Raw genomic sequence first — 22,847 nt, forward strand, 5'->3', positions numbered from 1 at the left:
CCGGCGAAGCTTCAGCCATCGCGTCGCGGCATGTCATGCTAACGCGGGGTCGGCACGCCCAGGTTCAGCCATGCCAGCCGCGCCAGCCAGCGGCTGACCAGACCACGGCGTGCGGGCAGCGCGCTAGTCAACGAGACGCGCGCGGCGATCTTTCCATCCGTGCTGAGCCACACGCGTTCGCCGCGTTGCAGGCGAAACTCGTTGCCGGGTTGGAGCCAATGATCGTAAGGTGAACTGACGCGTGTGAGCCATACGCGTGCGCCTTGCACACTGAGCGTGCTGTCGGCATCCACACGCCATGTCAGCGTCGCGCCGGGCATCACGGAAAAATGCACTACCACCTTCGGGAGACGCTCGTCCTGCTGATATGCGTACTGGCTCGAGTCGTCATCCATGCACTGCGGGCTTGCCTGATCCATCTTGCTCTCCGTCATCGAGCCGGCGGACAGAGGCGCCCACAAAACAAAAGGCCCCTTCCGTTACCGGCGGGGCCTTGGGGGTCTTGTTTTGCAGATTCAGACTGCTAACGCGCACATGCTCCCAAAGGCCAGCCGATGATGGCTCGCGTTGGGTTTTTAATCGCATGGGCGATGAAGGTGTGCGTCAACATGAGATCGAGTGTGCCGTTTTGCCGCATGCCTTGTCAATAAAAAATTGCAATCGATTCAAGCGATAAGCGTTGCATACCGTTTCAGCGCGCCGTGCTCGTGACGACGTTCAGGCGAATCTGCGCGGCGAGCGCACTTCGCAATGCATACCGCTTGCGGTGAATCCTGCATTCGACGCGACGCCGGGAATCGTTGCGAACGACCGCAACGCCGTTCAACGCATGGCGCAGCAATAACCGGATCAGCTGCGATGCGGTCCGACGATGCCCAGCTTAGCGATGCGCCGGTACAAGGTCGCGCGCGAGATGCCTAGAGCCTGGGCGGCAGCATTCGGCCGCCATTGGTGACGCGTGAGCGCCTCGACAATGCGCGTGCGCTCGTCGCGCGGGTCGTCGTGCGGCGTGTCGTACGGATTGGCGTGCATCAGCGTGCGATGATTCGCAGCCCCCGGCTCGAGCACTGCCGCAATATCGGGCGCGACATGCCGAAACTCCACGCGCGCGGAATCGCAGATCGCACACGCATAGCGCAGTACGTTGCGCAGCTGGCGAATGTTGCCCGGCCAGCTAAACGCGGCAAGACGCTCGGCGAGGCGCGCGTCGAGTGTGAGCACATGGCTGGCCATTTGCGCTTCTTCATCGAACACCGCCTCGATCACGTCGCGGATATCCGCGCGCTCGCGCAACGGCGGCATCGGCAAGCTCGCGCCGCTCAGCCGGTAGTAGAGATCTTCGCGGAACGAACCCTCGGCCACCATCTGCGCAAGATCGCGGTGGGTTGCGCAGATCACGTCGATATCCACGCGCACGGGCGCATCGCCGCCGAGCGGCATGATCTCGCCTTCGGCCAGCACGCGCAGCAGCCGCGTTTGCAGATTGAGCGGCATGTCACCGATTTCATCCAGAAACAGCGTGCCGGTATGCGCTTGCGCGATCTTGCCGCGCGCGCCGCGGCTGCGCGCGCCGGTGAAGGCGCCCGGTGCGTAGCCGAACAATTCGCTCTCGATCAGCGACTCCGGAATCGCGCCGCAATTCACCGCAATGAACGGCCGGGTGCGCCGCGCGCCCGCGTCGTGCACGGCATGCGCGAACACCTCTTTGCCGACGCCGGTTTCGCCGAGAATCAGAATAGGCAGCCGCTTGCCGACGATGCGCAACGCCACCGCCGCGTTGTGCGCAATGCGCTTGTCGGCGCTGTGCAGAAAGCGGCTGAGCGCGCCGAGTTGCAGATCGCGTTGCGAATCCGTTTGCTGCGCACGGGCAATGCTGCCGGTCATGCCGGCCGTGCTGCGCGAAATCCGCTTGAGCGGCGCACGGATGCGCGCGTGCAGCGTCGCGCCGGTCGCGCGCAGACGCAAGCCGACAATCGTATCGGTGCGCGCAATGTCATGCAGATGCACATCGGACGTATCGAATACATCGTCGATGTGGCGCGGGCCGTTCAAGCCCGGAATACACTCGCGCGCCTTGCGATTGGCGGCGACCAGGTTGCCGCACTCGTCGAAAGCGATCAGCACTTCGGGCTGCGCCTCGACAAAGTTGCGGCTCGAATGGCCGAACAGAATCCAGTGCTGCGTGGTTTGATTGAGGAAATAGCCGTCTTCGATCAGACCTGCGCTTTGCCGCACCAGTTGAAACACCAGCCGCTGACTGTCGCGGTTATCCGGCGACTGCACCGCGGACGCGTCGAGCACGCCGATCATCTCGCCGGTCGGCGCGAAAATCGGCGCGGCGCTGCAGGTGAGCGTCGTGAAGGCCGCGCGGAAATGGTCGGTCTTGTGCACCGTGATCGGTGCGAGATCGGTCAGCACATTGGCGACGCCACAGGTGCCTTCCTCGCGTTCCGACCAGCATGAGCCGATATACAGCCCCGCGTGCTTGAAATCGCTGCGGCGCTCGCGGTCGATCCGGTAGTCGATCGTGACGCCGTGAGCGTCGGTGAGCATCACGCAATAGTCGGCCACGCGAATCATGTCGTGCAGGCGTGTCAGGCACTGGCCCGATGCGCGCAAAAAGGCTTCTTCCTTGCCTTGCACCTCGCGTAATTCGGCCGACGTAAGGACGCGCGGCCCGATCACGGCGCCCGGATCGAGCCGGTACTGTTCGAACGAACGCTGCCACGACGACACGAGGCGCGCCGAATCGGCGGGCGCGGGCAGCCGTCCTTCGATGGCGCCGCGTACGCGGTCGATATGCTGGGTCTGCGAAACGTAGGGCATGGTCGGCTCCAGTCGAGCGACGCACAGTGAGTTCAGGCTGTTCTTGTAGCACATCCGGCTTCAGCAATCACATTGCAACGCAGCACGCGAGACGCGTGAGACGTTCGTCTCATGCGCGTGTGAGATCGCATTGAGACGGCTTGTTTCATCCCTGAAATTCAGGCGCGAAAAGGCTTTGTGCGTGTTCTTCGAGTGCTGGATTCGCACGCGGAACGTCGTACACAGTGCGCCTGAGACACCGCGCAGGTTGCATCGCACGGCGTGTGCGGGCGGCTGCATGCACGCCGTTTACTCTCCAGAGCCCTTTAAATAAGGCACTTTGCGATCGGTCCGCGACTGTTCGAGCAAATTGGCACACCCTTTGCAGTGTCCTGCGCATGACAAAGCGCCGTTGCGCGCCGTTGCAAATAGCGAATGCGGCGCCCCACTATGAATAGTCCGCGCACCGCGCGGGCAGGAGACAAGCACAGTGCCATCGCCCATCACCGTCGGTGTGATCGCGAATCCGGCCTCGGGTCGCGATATTCGCCGCCTCACCACGTATGCGTCGGTGTTTCCGACCGCTGAAAAAGCCAACATGGTCGTGCGTCTGCTGGCCGGGCTCGGCGTGCTCGGTGTGGATCGCGTGCTGACGTTGCGCGATCGAACCGGCGTCGCCGCGTTGTTGCTGCGCGCGCTCGACACGCATGCGGCGGTCGCCGGCCTCGCCGGCGCGCTGGTCGCGTCCGGCGCGGTGCCGCCGGATGTGGCGCTCACGCGCAACAAGCGCCTCGTGGTGCGTTGCGTCGGCGGGCCGAACCAGGGCCGCGAGGAGATCGCGCTGGTCGATGTGTGCGTGAGCCGGCAACGCTTCGTGGGTGCTCGCGCGGTGTCGGATCCGGCCGATATCGAAACGCTCTTTCTCACCTTCGCTTCGCCCGACGGGATCGGCCTGTCGTCGATCGGCGGCGCGTGGGCGCCGGTCGAACGCACCGCCTCGCATGGCTTGCATCTGCGCTTCACCCGCCCCGGCGCAATCGGCGCAATCGGCGTGCCGCTGGTCGCGCCGATTGCGCCGGGCCGCGTCGAGCGTGTGCTCATGCGCACCTGCGAGCGTTTCGAAGTCGGCCGCTGGACGCCGCTCGATACCGAACACGGCACGCTAGCTTTCGATGGCGAGCGCGAAATCGAACTGGAGCGGGGCGATCGCTATGAGATCGCGCTCGATTGGGACGGGCCGCTGACCGTCGATGTCGAACGCACGCTGCGCTTCTCGGCATCGCGGCAACTCGTGCGGGAGGTGGCGAACGTGGTTGCGCATCAGAAGTAGTGTTGCGGATTGGTCGGAGCAAGTAATGCATTCACTCCAAGGAGACACACCATGTCGGTTTCAAGTGATTTGAGCAAGGACGAACTGCTGAAGGCGTATCGAATGATGCGCACGATCCGCGAGTTCGAGGAGCGCCTGCATGTCGAATTCGCGACCGGCGAAATCCCCGGTTTCGTGCATCTATACGCGGGTGAAGAAGCATCGGCGGTGGGCACGATGCTGCATCTGAACGACTCGGATTACGTGGCGACGACGCACCGCGGTCACGGCCATTGCATCGCCAAGGGCGTCGACGTGCACGGCATGATGGCCGAGATCTACGGCCGCAAGACGGGCGTGTGTCACGGCAAGGGCGGCTCGATGCATATCGCCGATCTGTCGAAAGGAATGCTCGGCGCGAACGGCATCGTCGGCGCGGGCGGGCCGCTGATTTGCGGCGCGGCGCTCGCGGCGAAGTACAAGAAGTCCGGCGGCGTAGGCGTGTGCTTTTTCGGCGACGGCGCGTCGAATCAGGGCGTGATTTTCGAATCGATGAATCTGGCCTCGGTATGGCGCCTGCCGGCGATTTTCGTCGCGGAGAACAACGGCTACGCGGAAGCGACTTCGTCGACGTGGTCGGTGGCGACCGACAACATCGCCGACCGCGCGAGCGGCTTCGGCATGCCGGGTGTGATCGTCGACGGTTTCGATTTCTTCGCGGTGCATGAAGCATTGGGCGAAGCGATCGAGCGAGCGCGCCACGGCGGCGGCCCGACACTCGTCGAAGTGAAATTCTCCCGCTATTTCGGCCACTTCGAAGGCGACGCGCAAACCTATCGCGCGCCTGGCGAAGTGCAAAAGCTGCGCGACGAGAAAGACTGCCTGAAGCGCTTCGAGGAGCGCGTGGTGCGCGCCGAAATCCTCACGGCGGACCCGTTGCGCGGCATCGATGCCGAGGTCAAGGCCCTGATCGACAGCGCCGTGACCGAAGCCAAGGCGGCGCCGCTGCCGACCGCCGAAGACCTGTTGAGCGACGTCTACGTGTCCTATCCGTAACGCACGCGTGGCAAACCTGAACGATTTGGCAACCATCTTTCATGGGACTGGAGTAAGCGCTGTGGGACCAGAGTAAGCGCTGAAGCGCTAACTCTGGTCGACACGCTAACTCCGGTCGACCGCAATTCTGCATGGGACCAGAGTAAGCGCTGAAGCGCCAACTCTGGTCGACACGCTAACTCCAGTCGACCGCAACTCTGCATGGGACCAGAGTAAGCGCTGAAGCGCTAACTCCGGTCGACCGCAATTCTGCATGGGACTGGAGTAAGCGCTGAAGCGCTAACTCCAGTCGACACAGGAGACAGACATGGCACGCAAGATCACATTCTCTCAGGCAATCAACGAAGCGCTGAGTCAGGAAATGGCCCGCGATGAAACCGTCATCGTGATGGGCGAGGACAACGCGGGCGGCGCGGGCTCGCCGGGCGAGCAGGACGCGTGGGGCGGCGTACTCGGCGTGACGAAGGGGCTGTTCCACAAGTATCCGGGCCGCGTGCTCGACACGCCGCTCTCGGAAGGCGGCTATATCGGCGCGGCGGTGGGCGCGGCCGCGTGCGGTATGCGGCCAGTCGCGGAGCTGATGTTCATCGATTTCATGGGCGTGTGCTTCGACCAGATCTTCAATCAGGCCGCCAAGTTTCGCTATATGTTCGGCGGCAAGGCGGTGACGCCGGTCGTGATTCGCGCGATGCAGGGCGCCGGCCTGCGCGCGGCGGCCCAGCATTCGCAGATGCTGACTTCGCTGTTCACTCACATACCTGGTCTGAAGGTCGTGTGTCCGTCGACGCCGTACGACGCGAAAGGTCTATTGATTCAGGCGATCCGCGACAACGATCCGGTGATTTTCTGCGAGCACAAACTGCTGTACAGCCGCGAAGGCGAGGTGCCGGAAGAGTCGTATGCGATTCCGTTCGGCGAGGCGAACGTCGTGCGCGACGGCGACGACGCCACCATCGTCACCTACGGACGCATGGTGCATTACGCCACGGAGGCCGCGGAGAAGCTGGCGAAAAACGGCGTGCAGGTCGACGTGATCGACCTGCGCACCACCTCGCCGCTCGACGAGGAAACGATTCTCGAAAGCGCGGAGCGGACCGGCCGCGTGGTGGTGGTCGACGAAGCGAATCCGCGCTGCTCGATGGCCACCGATATCTCGGCGCTGATCGCCCAACGCGCGTTTCACTCGCTGAAGGCGCCGATCGAACTCGTGACCGCGCCGCATACGCCGACGCCGTTTGCCGGCGTGCTCGAAGACATGTACATCCCGTCGGCGCAGCAGATCGCCGAAGCCGTTCTGAAAGTGAGAGGTTGAGCGATGCCGATTCAGATGATTACGATGCCCAAGTGGGGCCTGTCGATGGAGCAGGGGCAGGTCAACGGCTGGCTCAAGGCCGTCGGCGACAAGGTCGCCAAGGGCGACGAAGTGCTCGACGTGGAGACGGACAAGATCTCATCAGGCGTCGAATGTGCGTTCGACGGCATCTTGCGCCGGCAGATCGCGCAGGAGGGCGATACGCTGCCGGTCGGCGCGTTGCTGGCGGTGGTGGCCGACGCGGAAACGCCGGACGCGGAAATCGATGCCGCGGTCGAAGCGTTCCAGCGCGACTTCGTGCCGGCCAGCGCGGACGCGGGTGAAAGCGGCCCGCAACCGGAGAAAGCTCAGATCGGCGGGCGCACCGTGCGCTATCTGAAGCTCGGCGAGGGCGGCACACCGGCAGTGCTGATTCACGGCTTCGGCGGCGACCTGAACAACTGGCTGTTCAATCATACCGAGCTCGCCGCGCATCGCACCGTGTGGGCGCTCGATCTGCCGGGCCACGGTGAGTCCGGCAAAGCGGTCGAAACCGGCAGCGCCGATGAACTGGCGGACAGCGTGATCGCGTTCCTCGACGATCGCGGCATCGGCAGCGCGCATCTGATCGGACATTCGATGGGCGCGCTAGTGGCGATGACGGTCGCGGCGAAAGCGCCGGGGCGGGTTGCTTCGCTTGCGTTGATTTCGGGGGCGGGTCTCGGCGAGGAGATCAACGGCGAGTACATCGGCGGCTTTGTGGAGGGCAGCAGCCGTAACACGCTCAAGCCGCATCTGGCGAAACTCTTCGCCGACCCGGCGCTGGTGACGCGTCAGCTGGTCGAGGACATCGTCAAGTACAAGCGGCTCGAAGGCGTGAACGATGCGCTGTGCAAGATCGCGTCGTCGGCGTTCGACGGCAATGTGCAGCGCGCCGGCTATCGCGAACGGCTCGCTCAGCTTGCGCCGCGCACGCTGGTGATCTGGGGCGCGCAGGACCAGATCATTCCCGCCGCGCATGCGCAGGGCCTGCCGGGCGACATTCGCGTCCACGTGCTCGAAGGAAAGGGGCATATGGTGCAGATGGAAGCGGCCTCGGAGGTCAATCGCCTGCTCGACGATTTTCTGGGGCGTTGAGAGGGACGCCGCCCTGCATGGCGATAGCGTCACCGCGCTCGGTCAGCATGGCAAGCGCAGCGTCGACAAGCTTGCGCGGATTCCGGTGAAGATCGTGCCGGTTTCCGGCGGCGAGGCCTTGCCGAAGCCTGCGTGGCTGCACGCCAGGCCGATGGGCTTTCGCGAGGTGGCGGCCGGGCCGCTGGTACGGTCTTCGTATCATGCGGACCGGGTGGCGGATGCGGCCATGGAGTCCGCGCGCATGCCCTTGCGATAACGTTCGAGGCCCACGATGCCAAACAGCGATACCGCCGAGAGCCCGCTGAAGAAAACCGCCAGCGGCAACCACTCGCCCTTGTAGTTCTGCGCGAGCATGGTGCCGATCAGCGGGGTCGTGCCGCCGGCGATCGTCGCGCACAGCTGATAGGCGATCGAAATGCCGGAGTAACGTACCTGAGTCGGAAACGCCGGTGTCATAAAGCCGGCGATGACCGCGTAGATCGCGGACAGGGTCACCACCGCGAGCGAGATGCCCGCGATGATCGCGACCGGATTTTGCGTCGTCACGAGCACGAACATCGGGTAGGGGGTGACCATGGACAGCACGGCGGCATAGGTCAGAAAGCGGGCCTCGCCGAAACGTTGAGCCAGCAGCGCCGAAACCGGCTGCGAGCACAACTGGATGACGGTGACGACGAACAGACAATCGAGAATGAACGATTTCGACATGCCGAGATAAGTCGTGACATACGAAATCATGAAGGTGTTGGTGAAGAAGAATCCGGCAGAGCCGATCGTCGTGGCCATCGCTGCCAGCACGATCGGATACCACGCGGTGCGCAACACCTCCGCAACGGGAAATTTCACCACCTCGCGGCTCTTGCGGAGCTGCTCGAACTCCGGCGATTCCTTGACGCCCAGACGGATCGCCATGCCGATCAGAAGCAGCACGAAGCTGGCGAGGAACGGCAATCTCCAACCCCAGGCAACGAAGCTCGCGTGATCGAGCGAGGTGACGAGCCGGAACGATATCAACGAAAGAATCAGGCCGGCTGGACTGCCCATCTGTGGGAACGACGCGAAGAGCGTCTTGCGGCCCGCCGGTGCATGTTCGCTTGCCATCAGCACGGCGCCGCCCCATTCGCCGCCCACCGCGATGCCCTGCAGGATGCGCAACAGCACGAGCAGGACGGGCGCCCAGATGCCGATGCTGTCGTAGCCGGGCAGCAGACCGATGCCAGTGGTGGCGATCCCCATCAGAAACATGGTCAGCAGCAGCATTTTCTTGCGTCCGAGCGTGTCGCCGAGATGGCCGAACACTGCTCCGCTCAACGGGCGTGCGACGAATCCGACGAAGAACGTTGCAAACGAGGCCATCGTGCTGAGAAAGTGGTTGCTGCTCGGGAAGAACACTTCGCCGAGAATGAGCGCGGCCGCGGTCGCGTAGGTGTAGTAGTCGTAGAACTCGACAGCCGTGCCGATAAACGCCGCGGTCGCGGCGCGTACCGGTTGATGAGTCTGTTCGGGGTGGGACATGGGAATCCTGTTCGTGAACATGCGGCCGCTCGCTGCGGGGGCGGCGGCGGATTTCGTCGCCGTCTATGCTTTGCGACCGCTGCATCTTGTGGGTTTGTGTGACCAGCCGCTTTTATCGGTCGCCGAAATGCGCCGACAAAATTCGGATTTCTAATCCTTACTATCAGGGCGGCTAATGCTCATGCTGCTCATTCGTGTTGCTCCCGCGTCGCGATGCTCATGGAACTCGCGCAACCGAGCATCGCGCGCGATCAGGTGCTGGGCGTTGTTGCGCTCCGGATAGTCGATCCATGCGGCGCCGGCAGCAGCAAACCCGGCCTGTTGCGCGTGATGTGCTTCGACCAGCGCATGCGCCGCCCGCACCTCGCCTTCAGCCGGCGTGAGCGCACGATGAATCGCCGCGACGTGTTCCGGAAACACGACGCTCTTCGAAGCAAATCCAAGTTGTGTCGAGACGTCGAGGTCAAGGGCGAGCACCTCAGCGGATCGATACGTACAGGGCAGATCGATCGGTACGCATCCGGCGGCGATGCACTCGATCAGGAAGCGGCTTCGCGCGTACAGCAATTCGTGACCGCCGGGCGTGCGGCGCGCGCCGAGATTCGCCGCAAGGTCTTCGACCGCCAGCATGCAGCACCTTATCCGTGCACTGACCTGAAGTAGTGCGCCCAAATGGACCAGGCCCTTCGCGGACTCGATAGTTGGAACAATCTCCGTCGAGCCTGCCGCAATCCCACGTTCGCGTTCGATGCCGGACAGTGCGCGGTCGAGAGCGGCGAGTTGATCCGGGTGTTCCGCATGCGGCAGGAAGATGGCGCGCGGCATGCCGCGCATGACGCCCTGGAGATCGGCATATCCGTCCTGTTCGAGTTTGTTGATCCGCACCGAGCTGAACAGGCCCCGCGCGGCTGAGTCGCGCAAGAGCGTCACGATTCGTTCGCGTGCGCGCGGCCGGTCTTCAGGCGCAGTCATCTCTTCGAGATCCGCGGCGATAGCGTCCGCACCGCTGTGCAGGGCGATTTCGTGAGCGCGAGTGTCGTTGCCCGGGACGAAGAGCCAGGTGCGCCGCAGGCTCGGCGGACGTGGGGGTGGGTGAGCGTTCATGCGCTTATCAGCTTTGACCGGCACGCGCGAGCATCGCGTGCAGCAACACGTCCGCGCCGCGTGTCACGTCTTCGGGCAGCGCGTCTTCTGCCTCGTTGTGGCTCAGGCCGTTGACGCAGGGGATAAAGATCATCGCGGTCGGACAATGCTTCGCGAGATGAATTGCGTCGTGGCCGGCGCCGCTGACGATGCGCTGATGCGGATAGTCCAGTGCCTGAACCGCGTTGCCGACAGCGGCAATGCAGTCCGGATCGAACGGCGTGGCGGGGCTGACCCAGTGCTGCGCGACCTCGACCTCCAGACGGCGGCGCTTGGCGACCGCTTCGAAGCGCTCGCGCAACGCGCTTTCCATTTTGCCGATCAACGCGTCGTCAGGATGACGAAGGTCGACGGTGAAGGACAGGTCCGCCGCAATCGTGTTGCGCGACGCGTTGCGTATCTGTAGCTCACCCACGGTCGCGAGCCCTTGCGGGAAGAAATCCGCCGCGATGCTCTCCAGCTCCGCGGCCATTTCGGCGGCGCCGAACAGCGCGTCGCGCCGGTACTGCATCGGCGTGGTGCCCGCATGCGCCGCCTGTCCGCGCACGCGCACGTCGAGCCAGCGAATCGCCTGGCCGCCCGTGACGACGCCAATCGGCACGCCGCTTTCCTCGAGCACCGGACCCTGTTCGATGTGCGCTTCGAAGTAGGCGTCGAAGACGATGCCGGGCACGGCGCGCGCGCCGGCGTAGTCTGTGGCGTGCAGAGCCTGCGCGACGGAAATCCCTGCGGCGTCGCGCGTAGCCAGCGCCTGCGCGAGCGGCATGACGCCCGTGAAGGCGGCCGAGCCGAGCATGGCCGGGGTGAAGCGGGCGCCTTCCTCGTTGGTCCAGACGACGATTTCAATGGGACGGTCGGTCTGAATGCCTGCGTCGTTCAGGGTGCGGACGACTTCGAGCGCCGCGAGCACGCCATAGACGCCGTCGAAGCGCCCGCCTTCGGGTTGCGTGTCGAGGTGGCTCCCGCTGGCCACAGGAGCGGCGTCGTTGCGTTTGCCCGCGCGCCGGGCGAAGAGATTGCCCACCTGATCGACGGACAGTGTGAGACCGGCGTCGCTGCACCATTGCGAAAAGAGCGCGCGTCCGGCCGCATCCTGCTCCGTCAGCGCGAGGCGCCGCACACCGCCGCCGGCTGTGGCGCCGACTTTTGCCATCTCCATCAGGCTCGTCCAGAGCCGTTCACCATCGATTTTCAGCATCATCACACTCCTGAATTCGCAGCCGCGAGGGCGGCGTCGGGTTCGTCGTGATGCCTTTATCGGAAATCAAAAAAGATTAGTCTAATTTCTAATTCTTATCCTAAGTATAATTTTGGCGGATGATGAAACCAGTGAGGCTCATTGTGAGCAAAGAGCGCCCGGATACTTACCTGAACGACCGTCTGGACTGGAACCTGCTGCGGACGTTTCTGGCGATCGCGAAGGAGGGCAGCGTGAGCCGGGCGGCCACTAAGCTGCATCTGACGCAGCCCGCCGTCAGCCAGGCGTTGCGCCGTCTGGAAGAGCAGCTCGGCTTGCGGCTGGTGGATCGTCACGGACCGCGTATCGAGGTGACGCAGGCCGGTATCGAAGTGAAGCAGATCGCCGAAGACGTGTATGGCACGATCTCGCGTCTGTCGCTCGCCGAGGTGGATCGCGATCACGATATTTCCGGCATGGTGCGCGTGGCCACCGTCAGCGGTATCGATTTTCCGGCCTACGACACCTTTCTGGCAGACTTTCACCGCACGTATCCGCGCATCGAACTGGAGAGCCAGGAAATGCGCAGCGCCGATGTCGTGAACAGCCTTCAGCAAAAGTCCGCCACGCTCGGACTGACGCCGCGGCGCGCGTTGCCCAGGCGAGTGGATAGCCGCGTGTTTCTTCGTCAGCGTTACGCGCTCTTCTGCGGACGCCACCATCCGCTCTTTGGACGCAGCGATCTTCGCGTCGCGGACCTGGCCGGCGAAAAGTTCGTCTCTTTCACCGGCGACAAGGTGGGTGACCACCTGTCGCCGCTCACCTTCTTTCGCGACGAAATGGGCTTCACGGGGCGGGTGGTCGGCTCTTCGTCGAGCATGACCGAGGTCAGGCGTTTCATTTTCGCGGGCTTCGGCATCGGCTGCCTGCCGGAGCACGTCGTGCGCGACGACATTGCGCAGGGCCGCCTGCAGCGGCTGCCGCCCGACGAAGGCGTGGCCGATCTCGACATCTACATGCTGTGGTCACTGGACCGCAAGCTGAGCACCGCAGAAGCCGCGTTTATCGATTCGTTGAATGCGTTCATCGACGGGCAGGAGCAAGGCGCAGCAGCCCACTCGCCCGACGCTCCCGACGCTCAATAGCCGCGCGCTGCGTCGATCACATTGCTCAAGGGTTCGCCGCGCATCAGCCGTCTTGCGTTGTGCGCCACCTGCGCGCCGATCGTCTCCGAACTCGCCACCGACGCCATGTGCGGCGTGACGATCAGATTGGGCGCGCGCCATAAGTCATCGTCCTTGGGCAACGGCTCGGTCGGAAACACATCGACAATCGCGCCGCCGAGATGGCCGCTCGTGAGCGCCGCGATCAGGTCCGCGGGAACCAGATGCTCGCCGCGTCCGACGTGAATGAGCTTCGCACCCGGGCGCAAATGCGCGAAGGTGTTGGCGTTCAGGATCAAGCGCGTTTCCTCGGTGAGCGGCAGCAGACAGACGAGGATGTCTGTCCCTTCCAGGAACGGCTCGAAGCCCTGCGAGCCGGCGAAGGTCGCCACGCCCGGCAATTCGCGCGCGTTGCGGGCCCAGCCTCGCACCGCGAAGCCGAAGCGCTGCAAATCCAGCGCGACGCGGCTGCCGATCTCGCCGAGTCCCATGACGCCCACCGCGCATTCGGACGGATCGCGCTGGTCGTGGCGGAACCAGCGTTCGACGCGTTGATTGGCCAGCACGCGATCGAGCTGACGGTGATAGTGCAGCACGCCCCATGTGACGAATTCGCTCATGCCGCGCGCGTGTTGCGGATCGACGACCCGGCACAATGGCACGGACGGAAGCGCAGGGTCCGACAGGATGTTGTCGACGCCCGCGGCGATGCTATGCACGAGCCGGAGTTTCGGCAGCAACGCAAGCGCGCCCGCCGGCGGGTTCCAGCATACGGCGATTTCGGCGTCCTCGGCTGAAGGCGTGCCGTGCATCACGACGTCGAGTTCGGGGGCCGCGCGCAGGATCGGCGGCACGAGGTGTGACATGTCGTAGTCACGACTCATCAGGACAAGTTTGGTCATGGCGTCGTTGGCGATACGTGCATGGCGACGGCACGTATCGCGAAGGGTGAAGCGGGCCAGGCTGCGGGACCTGGCCGCGGGAAACTAGCTGCGGTAATCGGATTGCGGGTCGTCGATGAGCCGTAGCGCCGCGCGCCATGCCACGTCCGCGATTTCCGCCGAGTCCTCGCGATCGAACTGGGCGGCGGTCAACTCGCATACTTCGCGCGGTGGAATGCGCAGCGCGGTGCCGCCGGCCAGCGCCTGAATCTGCGCCTGGCAGGCCCGCTCGAGAAAATAGATCTCGTGAAAGGCAATGGCCGCCGTCGCGCCTGCCGCGAGCAGTCCGTGATTGCGCAGGATCATCGCCTTGCAGGAACCGAGATCCCGCACCAGCCGTTCGCGCTCGCCGAGTTCGAGCGCGATGCCTTCGTAGTCGTGATAAGCGAGCTTGCCGTAGAACTTCAGCGCATGCTGGCTGATCGGCAGCAGCCCATGCTCCTGCGCCGACACCGCGGTTCCGGCCGCCGTATGCGTGTGGATCACGAAATGCAGGTCGTCGCGCGCTGCGTGGATGGCCGAATGAATCGTGAAACCCGCGGCATTCACCCGGAACAGTTCCGGCTCACTGTGCGCGCGTTCGTCGATGACGTTGCCGTGGTGATCGATCTTCACCAGATCCGACGCGCGCATCTCGTGAAAAAGCACGCCGTAGCGGTTGATCAAGAAGGCCGGCGCCTCGCCCGGCCGGTCCGGCAGACGTGCCGTGATGTGCGTGTCGATCATGTCCGTCATGCGGAAGTGAGCGGCGAGGCGGTAGAGTGCCGCCAGCTCCTCCCGTACGTGCTGTTCGGCATCGGAGCGGGTATCGACTCGGGCGCCGATTCTGGCGCCGAGCGGCGCGGACTTGTCGCGCATGGGATCGGGCGATTGCTTCGTTTGCATTTCAAAAGACTCCAGATTCGCACGTGCTGTCATGCGTGTAGTGTTCGCTGGCGTTGGGGGGCTCGTCAACCTTATTGTTCTAATGCTGATCATTAGCCGCTTGAATACTGGGCGGCATGAAGCATTGCAGGACATCGCGAACCGGTTCTTTCGCGTCGAGACGCGCGAGTAACGCGGGTTCCGCCTGATCGGACGCGAGCGCCATGTCGATCACGGCGGCGAGGGTCGGCGCATCGCTGAACAGTACGCCGTTGTCGTCGGCCAGCACGATATCGCCTGGCCGCACCACGACGCCTCCGCAAACAACCGGCTCGTTGAACGCGCTTGAACCGGTGTCGCGTTTTTTCGTCGTCAGCAATGAGGTGCCGCGCGCGAAGACCGGGAGCCCCGTGCGCTGCAGTTCGAGCCAATCGGTCACCACGCCGTCGACGATGATGCCGGCCGCGCCGGTGCTGCGCGCGGCACATGCTGTGACCGCCCCGACCGGCGCGTGCTGGTGATCGCCGTTCATGTCGATCACCAGCACGTCGCCGGGTTTCAGTTGCGCTAGCGCGCGGTTGACCGGAACGGCATCGGGCGATGTCAGCTTGAGCGTCACGGCGCGCCCGATCACCTTCACGTTGGGCACCAGCGCGCGAATGCGGTGATCCGCGAAACCGTTTTCCAGAAAGTGGCCGAGCGTCGGAAGGCTGACGGTATCGAGGCCGTGTAACAAGGAGGTGTCGGGATTGGCTTGCATGCGAGCAGTCTGTTCAGATCCGATGTCCGGCATTCACGACAGGCTTGCCGTGGCGGCATTGGCGCGTGCCATCGAAGAGAGATCCCTGCGAAGCGTTTCGGCGAGCAGCACCAGGGCGAATGCGGAGACCGCCGCCGAGCCGATCATGTACCACGCGACCGACGACCCGCGGCCCGTGGCGGACAGCAGCGCCGTCGTCACGATCGGCGTGGCGGCGCTGCCGAGCAGCCCGGACAGCATGTAGCTGACGGACAGGCCGGAGTATCGGACCTCGGTGCCGAACAGCTCGGCGAGGAAGGTTGCGATGGGGCCGTAGTTCGCCGCGAACGCCGTCATCATCAGCAGATAGCCGATCAGGGCAAACGGAAATTCACGGGTATCCAGCAGCCAGAAGAGCGGGAACGCGAACAGCGCTTCAGCGACAATGCCGCCGATGATCACCGGTTTGCGGCCCACGATATCGGACAGCCTGCCGAAGGCCGGCAGCAGCACGATACACAGCGCGCAGGCGAGCAGGGCGATGGACAGCATCGCGTTGCGCGAAAAGCCGAGTGTCTGCGTGCCGTAGGTAAGACCGAACGCGACGATCAGATTGAAGGAGGTGCCGGTCGACATCGTGGCGATACCGCCGAGCAGCACCTGCTTCCAGTACCTGGTCAGCACATCGGCGATCGGCAGTTTGACCTGCGCGGAGGCCTCCTTGATCTTGCGGAACGACGGTGTTTCGGACGTGTTGAGACGGATGTACAGGCCCACGCCGACAAGCAACGCGCTCGCGAGAAACGGAATGCGCCAGCCCCACGAAAGCAGCGCTTCGTTCGCGAGCACGGCGTTGCTGATCAGAAAGGCCAGGTTGGCGATCAGCGTGCCGGCGGGCACGCCGATCTGGACCCACGAGCCGTACAGTCCGCGTTTGTTGGCCGGTGCGTGCTCGACGGCCATCAGCACGGCGCCGCCCCATTCGCCGCCGAGCGCGAGGCCCTGGACGATGCGCAGCGTGAGCAGCAGAATGGGCGCCCAGATGCCGATCGACGCATAGTTCGGCAGCAGGCCGATCGTGAATGTCGCGATGCCCATGATGACGAGCGAAACCAGAAGCATGGCCCTGCGGCCGAGGCGGTCGCCGAAATGCCCGAACAATGCCGCGCCGGCAATCCGCGCGAGGTAGGCGGACGCGAAGGTTCCGAACGCCAGCAAAGTGCCGGTCAACGGCACGAAGCCCGGAAAGAACACCTTGTTGAAGACGAGCGCGGACGCGGTTGCGAAGACGAACAGGTCATACCATTCGACGGTCGTGCCGATCACACTCGCGACGGCGATTTTTTTCATGTTGCTTTGTGTGCCGTCTGGCGTGGAGGACGCGTCGGCGGGGCGTAAGGAAGTCATGGGCTTCTCCTTGGGGCATGGCGGTTTCAGGTTCAGGTGATGAACACAGCCATTGCGCTATGGCCTGGCGCCTTTATCGGAAGCCAAAAACAATAAGTAAAAGTCTGTTTTCTAATCCTTTGTATTAATGGTGCGAATGATGAGGCGCGCCGTGATTCCTGTTGCGAGAATCTGGAAGCCGCGACTACTGTCGCGTGCAACGCGGCTCGATCAAACGCTACGCGGCTCGATCAAACGCTACGCGGCTCGATCAAACGCAACGCGGCTCTATCAAACGCAACGCGGCTCTATCAAACGCAACGCCACGCAGAACGGGTATCTCCGCGCTCAAGTCGCCGGCGTAGCGGGCGCACTCGCTGTGTATTTCCTCAGTCGCTGGGAAATCAGATGTGAAGGCCTTTCGATCATCCGGTAGAACGCATAGCTGATGGCGAACGCCAATGCCACCTGGACGAACCATGCTAAGCGGGATGTGCCGTCGAACCCGGTCATTTCCAGCAGGGCAAGCGCCATCTTGTGGCAAAGATAGAGGCTATAGGACCACGCCCCGAAAGCAGCCAGTCGGGACCAAATGCCGGCTTTGGAAGGCGTGGCTGTTTCCGTCGCGATCCAGATCGCCGCCAGAAACTGAAATAGCGGCAGCGTGATATCGGGCGTAATCAGCGGCACGAGCGCCGGTTTGAGATTCGATTCGGACAGCAGAATCATGACTGCCGCCCCGGCTGCGGCAACCGTCACTCGCAGCGCAACCAGATGGTTTGCGAGGTAACGAGTGCTCCGATCGAGGCCGCGCTTGATCATCATGGTGAGCGGCGAATACGCGCCACGCACGTGAAACTGCTCCGCATTGCGCTGGGTTTCCGCGATCAGGCAGCCAAAAATCCATCCAGCCGCATACAGTAAAGCGGTACCCGGGATGCGATACGTCTCGTAGACGCAGCCGCGGCACGCGGGGTGCCCAAACAGACGAACCGCCGCCACCATCACGCCGGCTGCAATCGTGCTGCCGACGATCATTTCACCGATGTAGCGAAACCGGGGCCGCAAGATCGGATAAACGGCGTAATACACCATCTCGCAGTAGAGCGACCAAAGCACGGACTCCAGATAATTTTGCCCCGTCGGCAACGATTGGACGAGGCATAGCAGGATGATCAGCGGCAAGCCGATACGGATGAATCGGGATGCGTAATAGTTGACCGGCTTGAGCGTGACATCCTTCTGATAAGCGTTGTGGATGCAATAGCCGGAAATGACAAAGAACACGATGACTGCGGCGGGCCCCGCAAACAGCGCTGTCGATCCGGACCACAACGCGCCGCCGAGGAAGGCCAGCTGATGCGGGAGAAGTTCTTTGAAAGCGGGCGGCTTGAAGTGATACATCAAGACCCAGAAAGCCGCGATGAATCGAATGGCGTCGATCTTTAACGATTTATTCAAATTCGCGGACGCTGGCAGATTCAAGGTGATCGCCATTTTCTGCCCCTTTTTTATTCAGGCTGCGACGATCTTACCTCCGCGCTCAACGACAAAAATCGAAAAAAAATCGTGAAATTAATGTCCATCCGGATGCCCTCCGCCGTCGTCAAACACGAACTCCGCGGTATGTCCTTTCGTTGGAAAGTGGCGGCGGGGGCTGCGCGGAATATGCGCACTTTACGCATTGGTTTCAACCGTTTTGAGCGCCGCTCCTGGCGTTACGCGGCGAGCGTGCGGCGCGCGGTTTCTTATTGAGCTCAGCAGCTTGCGGCCACTGGTCTTCGTCAAGCAGCCGATCGAACAAACGTCCGCGCTCCTTTTCGGAAAGCGGGCAGAGGCCAAGCAGGGCCGTAAACACCAGACCTCTGGCTGCTGCCCAGCGCAGGAGCGCCAGGTCCGGGTCGGCCGCCTCGGCCTTGATATGCTTGACCTTCTGCGCGGTGGTCTCGCGCGTGGCGGACAGCAGCGAGGGATCTTCGACCAGAGCGGCAAGGATGGAAAAACCCGCGGAATGGGGATTGTCCGTGGCTTCGCGCATGGTGGCGATCTCTGCTGCGAGATTGGGCTCGGCCTTCGTCTCTCCATTCGCAGCAAGGTAGTTGCGCGAGAAATTCTCGAAGTACTCGATCTCATGCTCGAGCAACGCCTTCAGCACATCCCCTTTGGTGCGGAACTGATGCATCAGTCCGCCCTTGCTCATACCGCTTTCCCGAGCGATCGCGTCAAACGTGAGCTGACCCGGGCCATCGCGAGCGACGATGGTGAGCGCCGCCTGGAGCGCCGCTCGGCGGGAGCGTTCCGAACGGGTGGGATTATCCATGGTGTCTCCGGAGCGTGAGTGCGAGTTCGCGCGATGTCACTACGGCCGCGGATCCGGAATTGCCCGCTTGTCGAGGCGCGTCGGGCTGGTGTGGGCGATGCCTGGTTTGCATAGTCGAAAGAGGTCGGTTGAAGCTTCATTTTACAAGCATCGACCTGCTGACGACCTTTTGGACCACGGCGCCTCCGGGAACGAGCGCCGGACCGGCCGCGCAACCGGGGTTTTCAAGCCGCCTGCATGGCGGCGCCATCCACTTCGCCGCCGCGCATGAGGGGCGACGGAATTCTTTTCTTTGTGTGTGCTGCGATTTGCCACGACCGTGATTGTGATATTTGAACCATGAATATGGTGCATAAGTAACACTTATGGTGTTAAGGCGGGCCGAAATCTTTGTGAATGTAACGATCTATTCGCAAAGCTTGTGATAATTATATCAATCGTTGTAGCATAGGCGCGAACGAATCGGCGGCCGGTGTTGTGCGTCGCATCAATATTTCGGATGTCTCATGCCTGAAGCTCCTTCCTTGTCTTCGTCGGTCGTCGCGCTGCGCGGCGGGCCGCTCATCCATCCAGTGCGCAACCCGGGCACGCCGTTCGACGCGTCATGGCTCGACGGCCTGCGCGTCAATCAGTCCGCGGTGGAGCGGCGCACGGCCACGCTCGCCACGCGCCGCACCGTCAAGAAGGATGCGCAGGCCGCATGGCTGCTGAAGGCCGTCACCTGCATCGACCTCACCACGCTCAACGGCGACGACACCGAGGGCCGCGTGCGGCGCCTCTGCGCGAAGGCGCGCCAGCCCGTGCGCGCCGATCTGCTCGAAGCGCTCGGCATCGCGCCGCAGGGGATCACGACGGGCGCGGTCTGCGTGTACCACCGCTTCGTCGCGGCGGCGGCCGATGCGCTGTATGGCAGCGGTATTCCGGTCGCCGCGGTATCGACAGGGTTTCCGGCCGGGCTCAGTCCGCATCCGCTGAAGCTGAAGGAGATCGAGGCCTCGGTTGCGGACGGCGCGACGGAGATCGACATCGTCGTCACGCGCGAATACGTGCTCACAGGCAACTGGCGGGCGCTCTACGACGAAGTGCGCGAGTTCCGCGCTGCCTGCGGTCCCGCGCATCTGAAGACGATTCTCGCGACCGGCGACATCCGCACCCTCTCCAACGTTGCGCGCGCATCGATGGTCTGCATGATGGCCGGCGCCGATTTCATCAAGACGTCGACCGGCAAGGAGGGCGTCAACGCGACGCTCGACGTGTCGCTCGTGATGGTGCGCATGATCCGCGAATACCGGGAGCGCACCGGCGTGCCGATCGGCTTCAAGCCGGCGGGCGGCGTGTCGGGCGCGAAGTCGGTGCTGTCGTACCAGATCCTGATGAAGGAGGAACTCGGCCGGCCGTGGCTCGAACCGGAGCTGTTCCGGATCGGCGCGTCGAGTCTGCTGGCCGATATCGAACGCCAGCTCGAACATCACGTGAGCGGCCGTTATTCCGCTTTCAACCGTCACCCCGTAGCCTGAACACAAGACCGATCCCATGAGCGTAGCCGAGTATTTTTCATCGTTGGAGTACGGTCCCGCACCCGAGGACGACCAGCCCGCGCGCGCATGGCTCGCGCAACACGAGGCGAGCTTCGGGCATTTCATCGGCGGCGCGTGGCATGCGCCGGCCGCCGGCGAGCGTTTCGTCTCGTACGCGCCCGCGACGGGCGAGCGGCTTGCCGGGATCGCCCAGGGCGATGCAGCCGATATCGACGCGGCCGTTGCCGCGGCGCGCGCCGCGCAGCCGGGCTGGCTCGCGCTCGGCGGCGCCGGACGTGCACGGCACCTGTATGCGCTCGCGCGCATGGTCCAGCGTCATAGCCGGCTGTTCGCCGTGCTCGAAGCGCTCGACAACGGCAAGCCGATCCGCGAGACGCGCGATATCGATGTGCCGCTTGTCGCGCGGCACTTCCTGCATCACGCGGGCTGGGCGCAGCTGCAGGACAGCGAATTGGCCGGTTATGCGCCGCTCGGTGTGGTCGGTCAGATAGTGCCGTGGAATTTTCCGCTGCTGATGCTCGCGTGGAAGATCGCACCGGCGATTGCAACGGGCAACTGCGTCGTGCTGAAGCCCGCCGAATACACGCCGCTCACCGCGTTGCTGTTCGCCGAACTCGCGCAGCGCGCGGGCTTGCCCGCGGGCGTGCTGAACGTCGTCACGGGCGATGGCCGGACCGGCGCGGCGCTGGTTGCGCATCCGCAGGTCGACAAGATCGCCTTTACGGGTTCGACAGAGGTGGGACGGTCGATCCGCTCGGTCACGGCCGGCTCGGGTAAATCGCTGACGCTCGAACTCGGCGGCAAGTCGCCGTTCATCGTGTTCGACGATGCGGATATCGACAGTGCGGTGGAAGGCGTAGTCGACGCGATCTGGTTCAACCAGGGGCAGGTCTGTTGCGCGGGCTCGCGGCTGCTCGTGCAGGAAGGTATCGAAGCGCGCTTCATCGCGAAGCTGAAGCGCCGCATGGAGACGCTGCGGGTCGGCACGTCGCTCGACAAGAGCATCGATATCGGCGCGATCGTCGATCCGGTGCAGCTCGAGCGCATCCAGTCGCTGGTGGAAAGCGGGCGGCGCGAGGGCTGCTCGGTCTGGCAATCGCCCAATGCCGCGATGCCGGCCGGCGGCTGCTTTTATCCGCCCACGCTCGTCGCCGGTGTGGCGCCGGCCTCCACGCTTGCACAAGAAGAAATCTTCGGCCCGGTGCTGGTGACGATGAGCTTTCGTACCCCCGACGAAGCCATCGCACTCGCCAACAATTCGCGCTATGGGCTCGCCGCTAGCGTGTGGAGCGAGACGATCGGCCGCGCGCTCGACATCGCGCCGCGCCTTGCGTGCGGCGTCGTGTGGATCAATGCGACGAACCTGTTCGACGCGGCGGTCGGCTTCGGCGGCTATCGCGAATCGGGCTATGGGCGCGAAGGCGGACGTGAGGGCATCTACGAATATCTGAAACCGCGTGCGTGGCTCAACCTTGCGGAGCGTCGGCCGGCGGTTGCTCCGGCAGCGGCAGGCGCAGGCAAGCGTGATCAGCCGTCGAGTGTCACGAACGTCGCGAATGTCGCGTTGATCGACCGCACCGCGAAGCTGTTCATCGGTGGCAAGCAGGTGCGGCCGGACAGCGGCTATTCGTTGCAGGTTCACGCACCGGACGGCACGCCGGTCGGCGAAGTGGGCGAGGGCAACCGCAAGGACATTCGCAACGCGGTCGAAGCGGCGCGGGCGGCGCAGAAGTGGTCGCAGGCGAGCACCCATAGCCGCGCTCAGGTGCTCTTCTATCTCGCCGAGAACCTCGCCGTGCGCGCGGACGAATTCGCGCGGCAGCTCGTCGTGAGAAACGGTGCCACGGAAGCGGCGGCGCGTGCGGAAGTCGACGCAGCGGTGACGCGTCTGTTCACGTACGCCGCGTGGGCCGACAAGTTCGACGGCGCCGTCCATACGCCGCCGCTGCGCGGCGTCGCGCTGGCGATGCACGAGCCGCTCGGCGTGATCGGCATTGCGTGTCCGGACGAGGCGCCGTTACTCGGTTTCGTTTCGCTGGCGGCGCCCGCGCTTGCGATGGGCAATCGCGTCGTCGTGTTGCCGAGTGCGGCGTGTCCGCTTACGGTCACCGACTTTTATCAGGTGGCCGAGACCTCGGACGTGCCCGGCGGCGCGCTCAACATCGTGACGGGTGAGCGCGGCGCGCTGCTGCCGGCGCTTGCCAGGCACGACGACGTCGATGCCGTCTGGTGCTTCGGCAATGCGGCGGATTCGGCGCTGGTCGAACGCGAGTCGATCGGCAATCTGAAGCGCACGTTCGTCGATCACGGACGTCGGTTCGACTGGTTCGACCGCTCAAGTGAAGGCCTGCCGTTTCTGCGCCAGGCCGTGCAGGTGAAGAACATCTGGATACCGTACGGTGACTGATCGACAGTCGGAATCGCCGTCTGAATGACACGCACGCCAACCAGAAAATGGAGGAG

19 protein-coding genes are annotated in these 22,847 nt (G+C 63.8%); 8 read left to right on the top strand and 11 right to left on the bottom strand.

The window, feature by feature from the left end; genetic code table 11:
* Positions 1-38: 38 nt before the first annotated feature.
* Positions 39-419: a DUF2917 domain-containing protein gene (locus AC3WLT_RS00335; RefSeq protein WP_492589685.1), complete on the bottom strand. Its 381-nt coding sequence runs from the start codon at positions 417-419 to the stop codon at positions 39-41.
* Between the two features lie 430 nt (positions 420-849).
* Positions 850-2,826 (bottom strand): sigma-54-dependent Fis family transcriptional regulator, encoded by a 1,977-nt coding sequence (locus tag AC3WLT_RS00340; protein WP_492589687.1) that lies wholly within the window; start codon positions 2,824-2,826, stop codon positions 850-852.
* 469 nt (positions 2,827-3,295) lie between these two features.
* Here AC3WLT_RS00340 and AC3WLT_RS00345 point away from each other — a divergent pair, with 469 nt between their 5' ends.
* The 4 genes from AC3WLT_RS00345 (at position 3,296) to AC3WLT_RS00360 (ending at position 7,598) form a co-directional block, all read left to right on the top strand.
* Positions 3,296-4,135, top strand: a complete 840-nt coding sequence (locus tag AC3WLT_RS00345) for a hypothetical protein (RefSeq protein ID WP_492589689.1) — start codon at positions 3,296-3,298, stop codon at positions 4,133-4,135.
* A 51-nt stretch (positions 4,136-4,186) separates the two neighbouring features.
* A complete protein-coding gene (locus AC3WLT_RS00350; RefSeq protein WP_492589691.1) occupies positions 4,187-5,170 on the top strand; it encodes a thiamine pyrophosphate-dependent dehydrogenase E1 component subunit alpha in 984 nt (327 codons plus the stop codon).
* 307 nt (positions 5,171-5,477) lie between these two features.
* Positions 5,478-6,482, top strand: coding sequence for an alpha-ketoacid dehydrogenase subunit beta (locus tag AC3WLT_RS00355; protein ID WP_492589693.1), 1,005 nt, complete (start codon positions 5,478-5,480; stop codon positions 6,480-6,482).
* A gap of 3 nt (positions 6,483-6,485) precedes the next feature.
* A complete protein-coding gene (locus AC3WLT_RS00360; protein ID WP_492589695.1) occupies positions 6,486-7,598 on the top strand; it encodes an acetoin dehydrogenase dihydrolipoyllysine-residue acetyltransferase subunit in 1,113 nt (370 codons plus the stop codon).
* Positions 7,599-7,796: 198 nt separating this feature from the next.
* Here the strand turns inward: AC3WLT_RS00360 and AC3WLT_RS00365 are convergent, their stop codons facing one another.
* Complete coding sequence (locus AC3WLT_RS00365) at positions 7,797-9,113, bottom strand: MFS transporter (protein WP_492589697.1); 1,317 nt, start codon at positions 9,111-9,113, stop codon at positions 7,797-7,799.
* Here AC3WLT_RS00365 and AC3WLT_RS00370 point away from each other — a divergent pair.
* Positions 9,112-9,267, top strand: a complete 156-nt coding sequence (locus AC3WLT_RS00370; RefSeq protein WP_492589699.1) for a hypothetical protein — start codon at positions 9,112-9,114, stop codon at positions 9,265-9,267. The two genes, AC3WLT_RS00365 and AC3WLT_RS00370, sit on opposite strands and share 2 nt — an antisense overlap.
* Here the strand turns inward: AC3WLT_RS00370 and AC3WLT_RS00375 are convergent.
* Together AC3WLT_RS00375 and AC3WLT_RS00380 are read right to left on the bottom strand one after the other, a co-directional pair.
* Positions 9,264-10,217 (bottom strand): HpcH/HpaI aldolase/citrate lyase family protein, encoded by a 954-nt coding sequence (locus tag AC3WLT_RS00375; RefSeq protein ID WP_492589701.1) that lies wholly within the window; start codon positions 10,215-10,217, stop codon positions 9,264-9,266. The genes AC3WLT_RS00370 and AC3WLT_RS00375 overlap by 4 nt on opposite strands.
* 7 nt (positions 10,218-10,224) lie before the next feature.
* Positions 10,225-11,454, bottom strand: coding sequence for a Zn-dependent hydrolase (locus AC3WLT_RS00380; protein ID WP_492589703.1), 1,230 nt, complete (start codon positions 11,452-11,454; stop codon positions 10,225-10,227).
* Between the two features lie 143 nt (positions 11,455-11,597).
* On the opposite strand from AC3WLT_RS00380, the gene AC3WLT_RS00385 reads away from it, so the two are divergent.
* Complete coding sequence (locus AC3WLT_RS00385; protein WP_492589705.1) at positions 11,598-12,578, top strand: LysR family transcriptional regulator; 981 nt, start codon at positions 11,598-11,600, stop codon at positions 12,576-12,578.
* Here the strand turns inward: AC3WLT_RS00385 and AC3WLT_RS00390 are convergent.
* The 6 genes from AC3WLT_RS00390 to AC3WLT_RS00415 all read right to left on the bottom strand — a co-directional run bounded on the left by AC3WLT_RS00390 (position 12,572) and on the right by AC3WLT_RS00415 (position 18,846).
* A complete protein-coding gene (locus AC3WLT_RS00390; protein ID WP_492589707.1) occupies positions 12,572-13,498 on the bottom strand; it encodes a 2-hydroxyacid dehydrogenase in 927 nt (308 codons plus the stop codon). The two genes, AC3WLT_RS00385 and AC3WLT_RS00390, sit on opposite strands and share 7 nt — an antisense overlap.
* An 84-nt stretch (positions 13,499-13,582) precedes the next feature.
* Positions 13,583-14,395 carry a class II aldolase/adducin family protein gene (locus AC3WLT_RS00395; protein ID WP_492590112.1) on the bottom strand — a complete coding sequence of 271 codons (813 nt, stop codon included), beginning with the start codon at positions 14,393-14,395 and terminating at the stop codon, positions 13,583-13,585.
* A 106-nt stretch (positions 14,396-14,501) separates the two neighbouring features.
* A complete protein-coding gene (locus tag AC3WLT_RS00400) occupies positions 14,502-15,161 on the bottom strand; it encodes an RraA family protein (RefSeq protein WP_492589709.1) in 660 nt (219 codons plus the stop codon).
* Between the two features lie 33 nt (positions 15,162-15,194).
* Positions 15,195-16,547, bottom strand: a complete 1,353-nt coding sequence (locus tag AC3WLT_RS00405; protein ID WP_492589711.1) for an MFS transporter — start codon at positions 16,545-16,547, stop codon at positions 15,195-15,197.
* A 327-nt stretch (positions 16,548-16,874) separates the two neighbouring features.
* On the bottom strand, positions 16,875-18,023 hold the full coding sequence (locus tag AC3WLT_RS00410) for an acyltransferase family protein (protein WP_492589713.1): 1,149 nt from the start codon (positions 18,021-18,023) through the stop codon (positions 16,875-16,877).
* 193 nt (positions 18,024-18,216) lie between these two features.
* Positions 18,217-18,846, bottom strand: a complete 630-nt coding sequence (locus AC3WLT_RS00415) for a TetR/AcrR family transcriptional regulator (protein WP_492589715.1) — start codon at positions 18,844-18,846, stop codon at positions 18,217-18,219.
* A 506-nt stretch (positions 18,847-19,352) separates the two neighbouring features.
* Between AC3WLT_RS00415 and deoC the strand changes: the two genes are divergently transcribed.
* Both deoC and AC3WLT_RS00425 read left to right on the top strand, forming a co-directional pair.
* Entirely contained in the window at positions 19,353-20,363 is a 1,011-nt protein-coding gene (gene deoC / locus AC3WLT_RS00420; protein ID WP_492589717.1) for a deoxyribose-phosphate aldolase, read from the top strand.
* 16 nt (positions 20,364-20,379) lie between these two features.
* Positions 20,380-22,791 (top strand): aldehyde dehydrogenase family protein, encoded by a 2,412-nt coding sequence (locus AC3WLT_RS00425; protein ID WP_492589718.1) that lies wholly within the window; start codon positions 20,380-20,382, stop codon positions 22,789-22,791.
* The last annotated feature ends 56 nt before the right edge of the window (positions 22,792-22,847 follow it).

The sequence above is a fragment of the Paraburkholderia sp. FW306-2-2C-D06C genome (assembly GCF_058781505.1).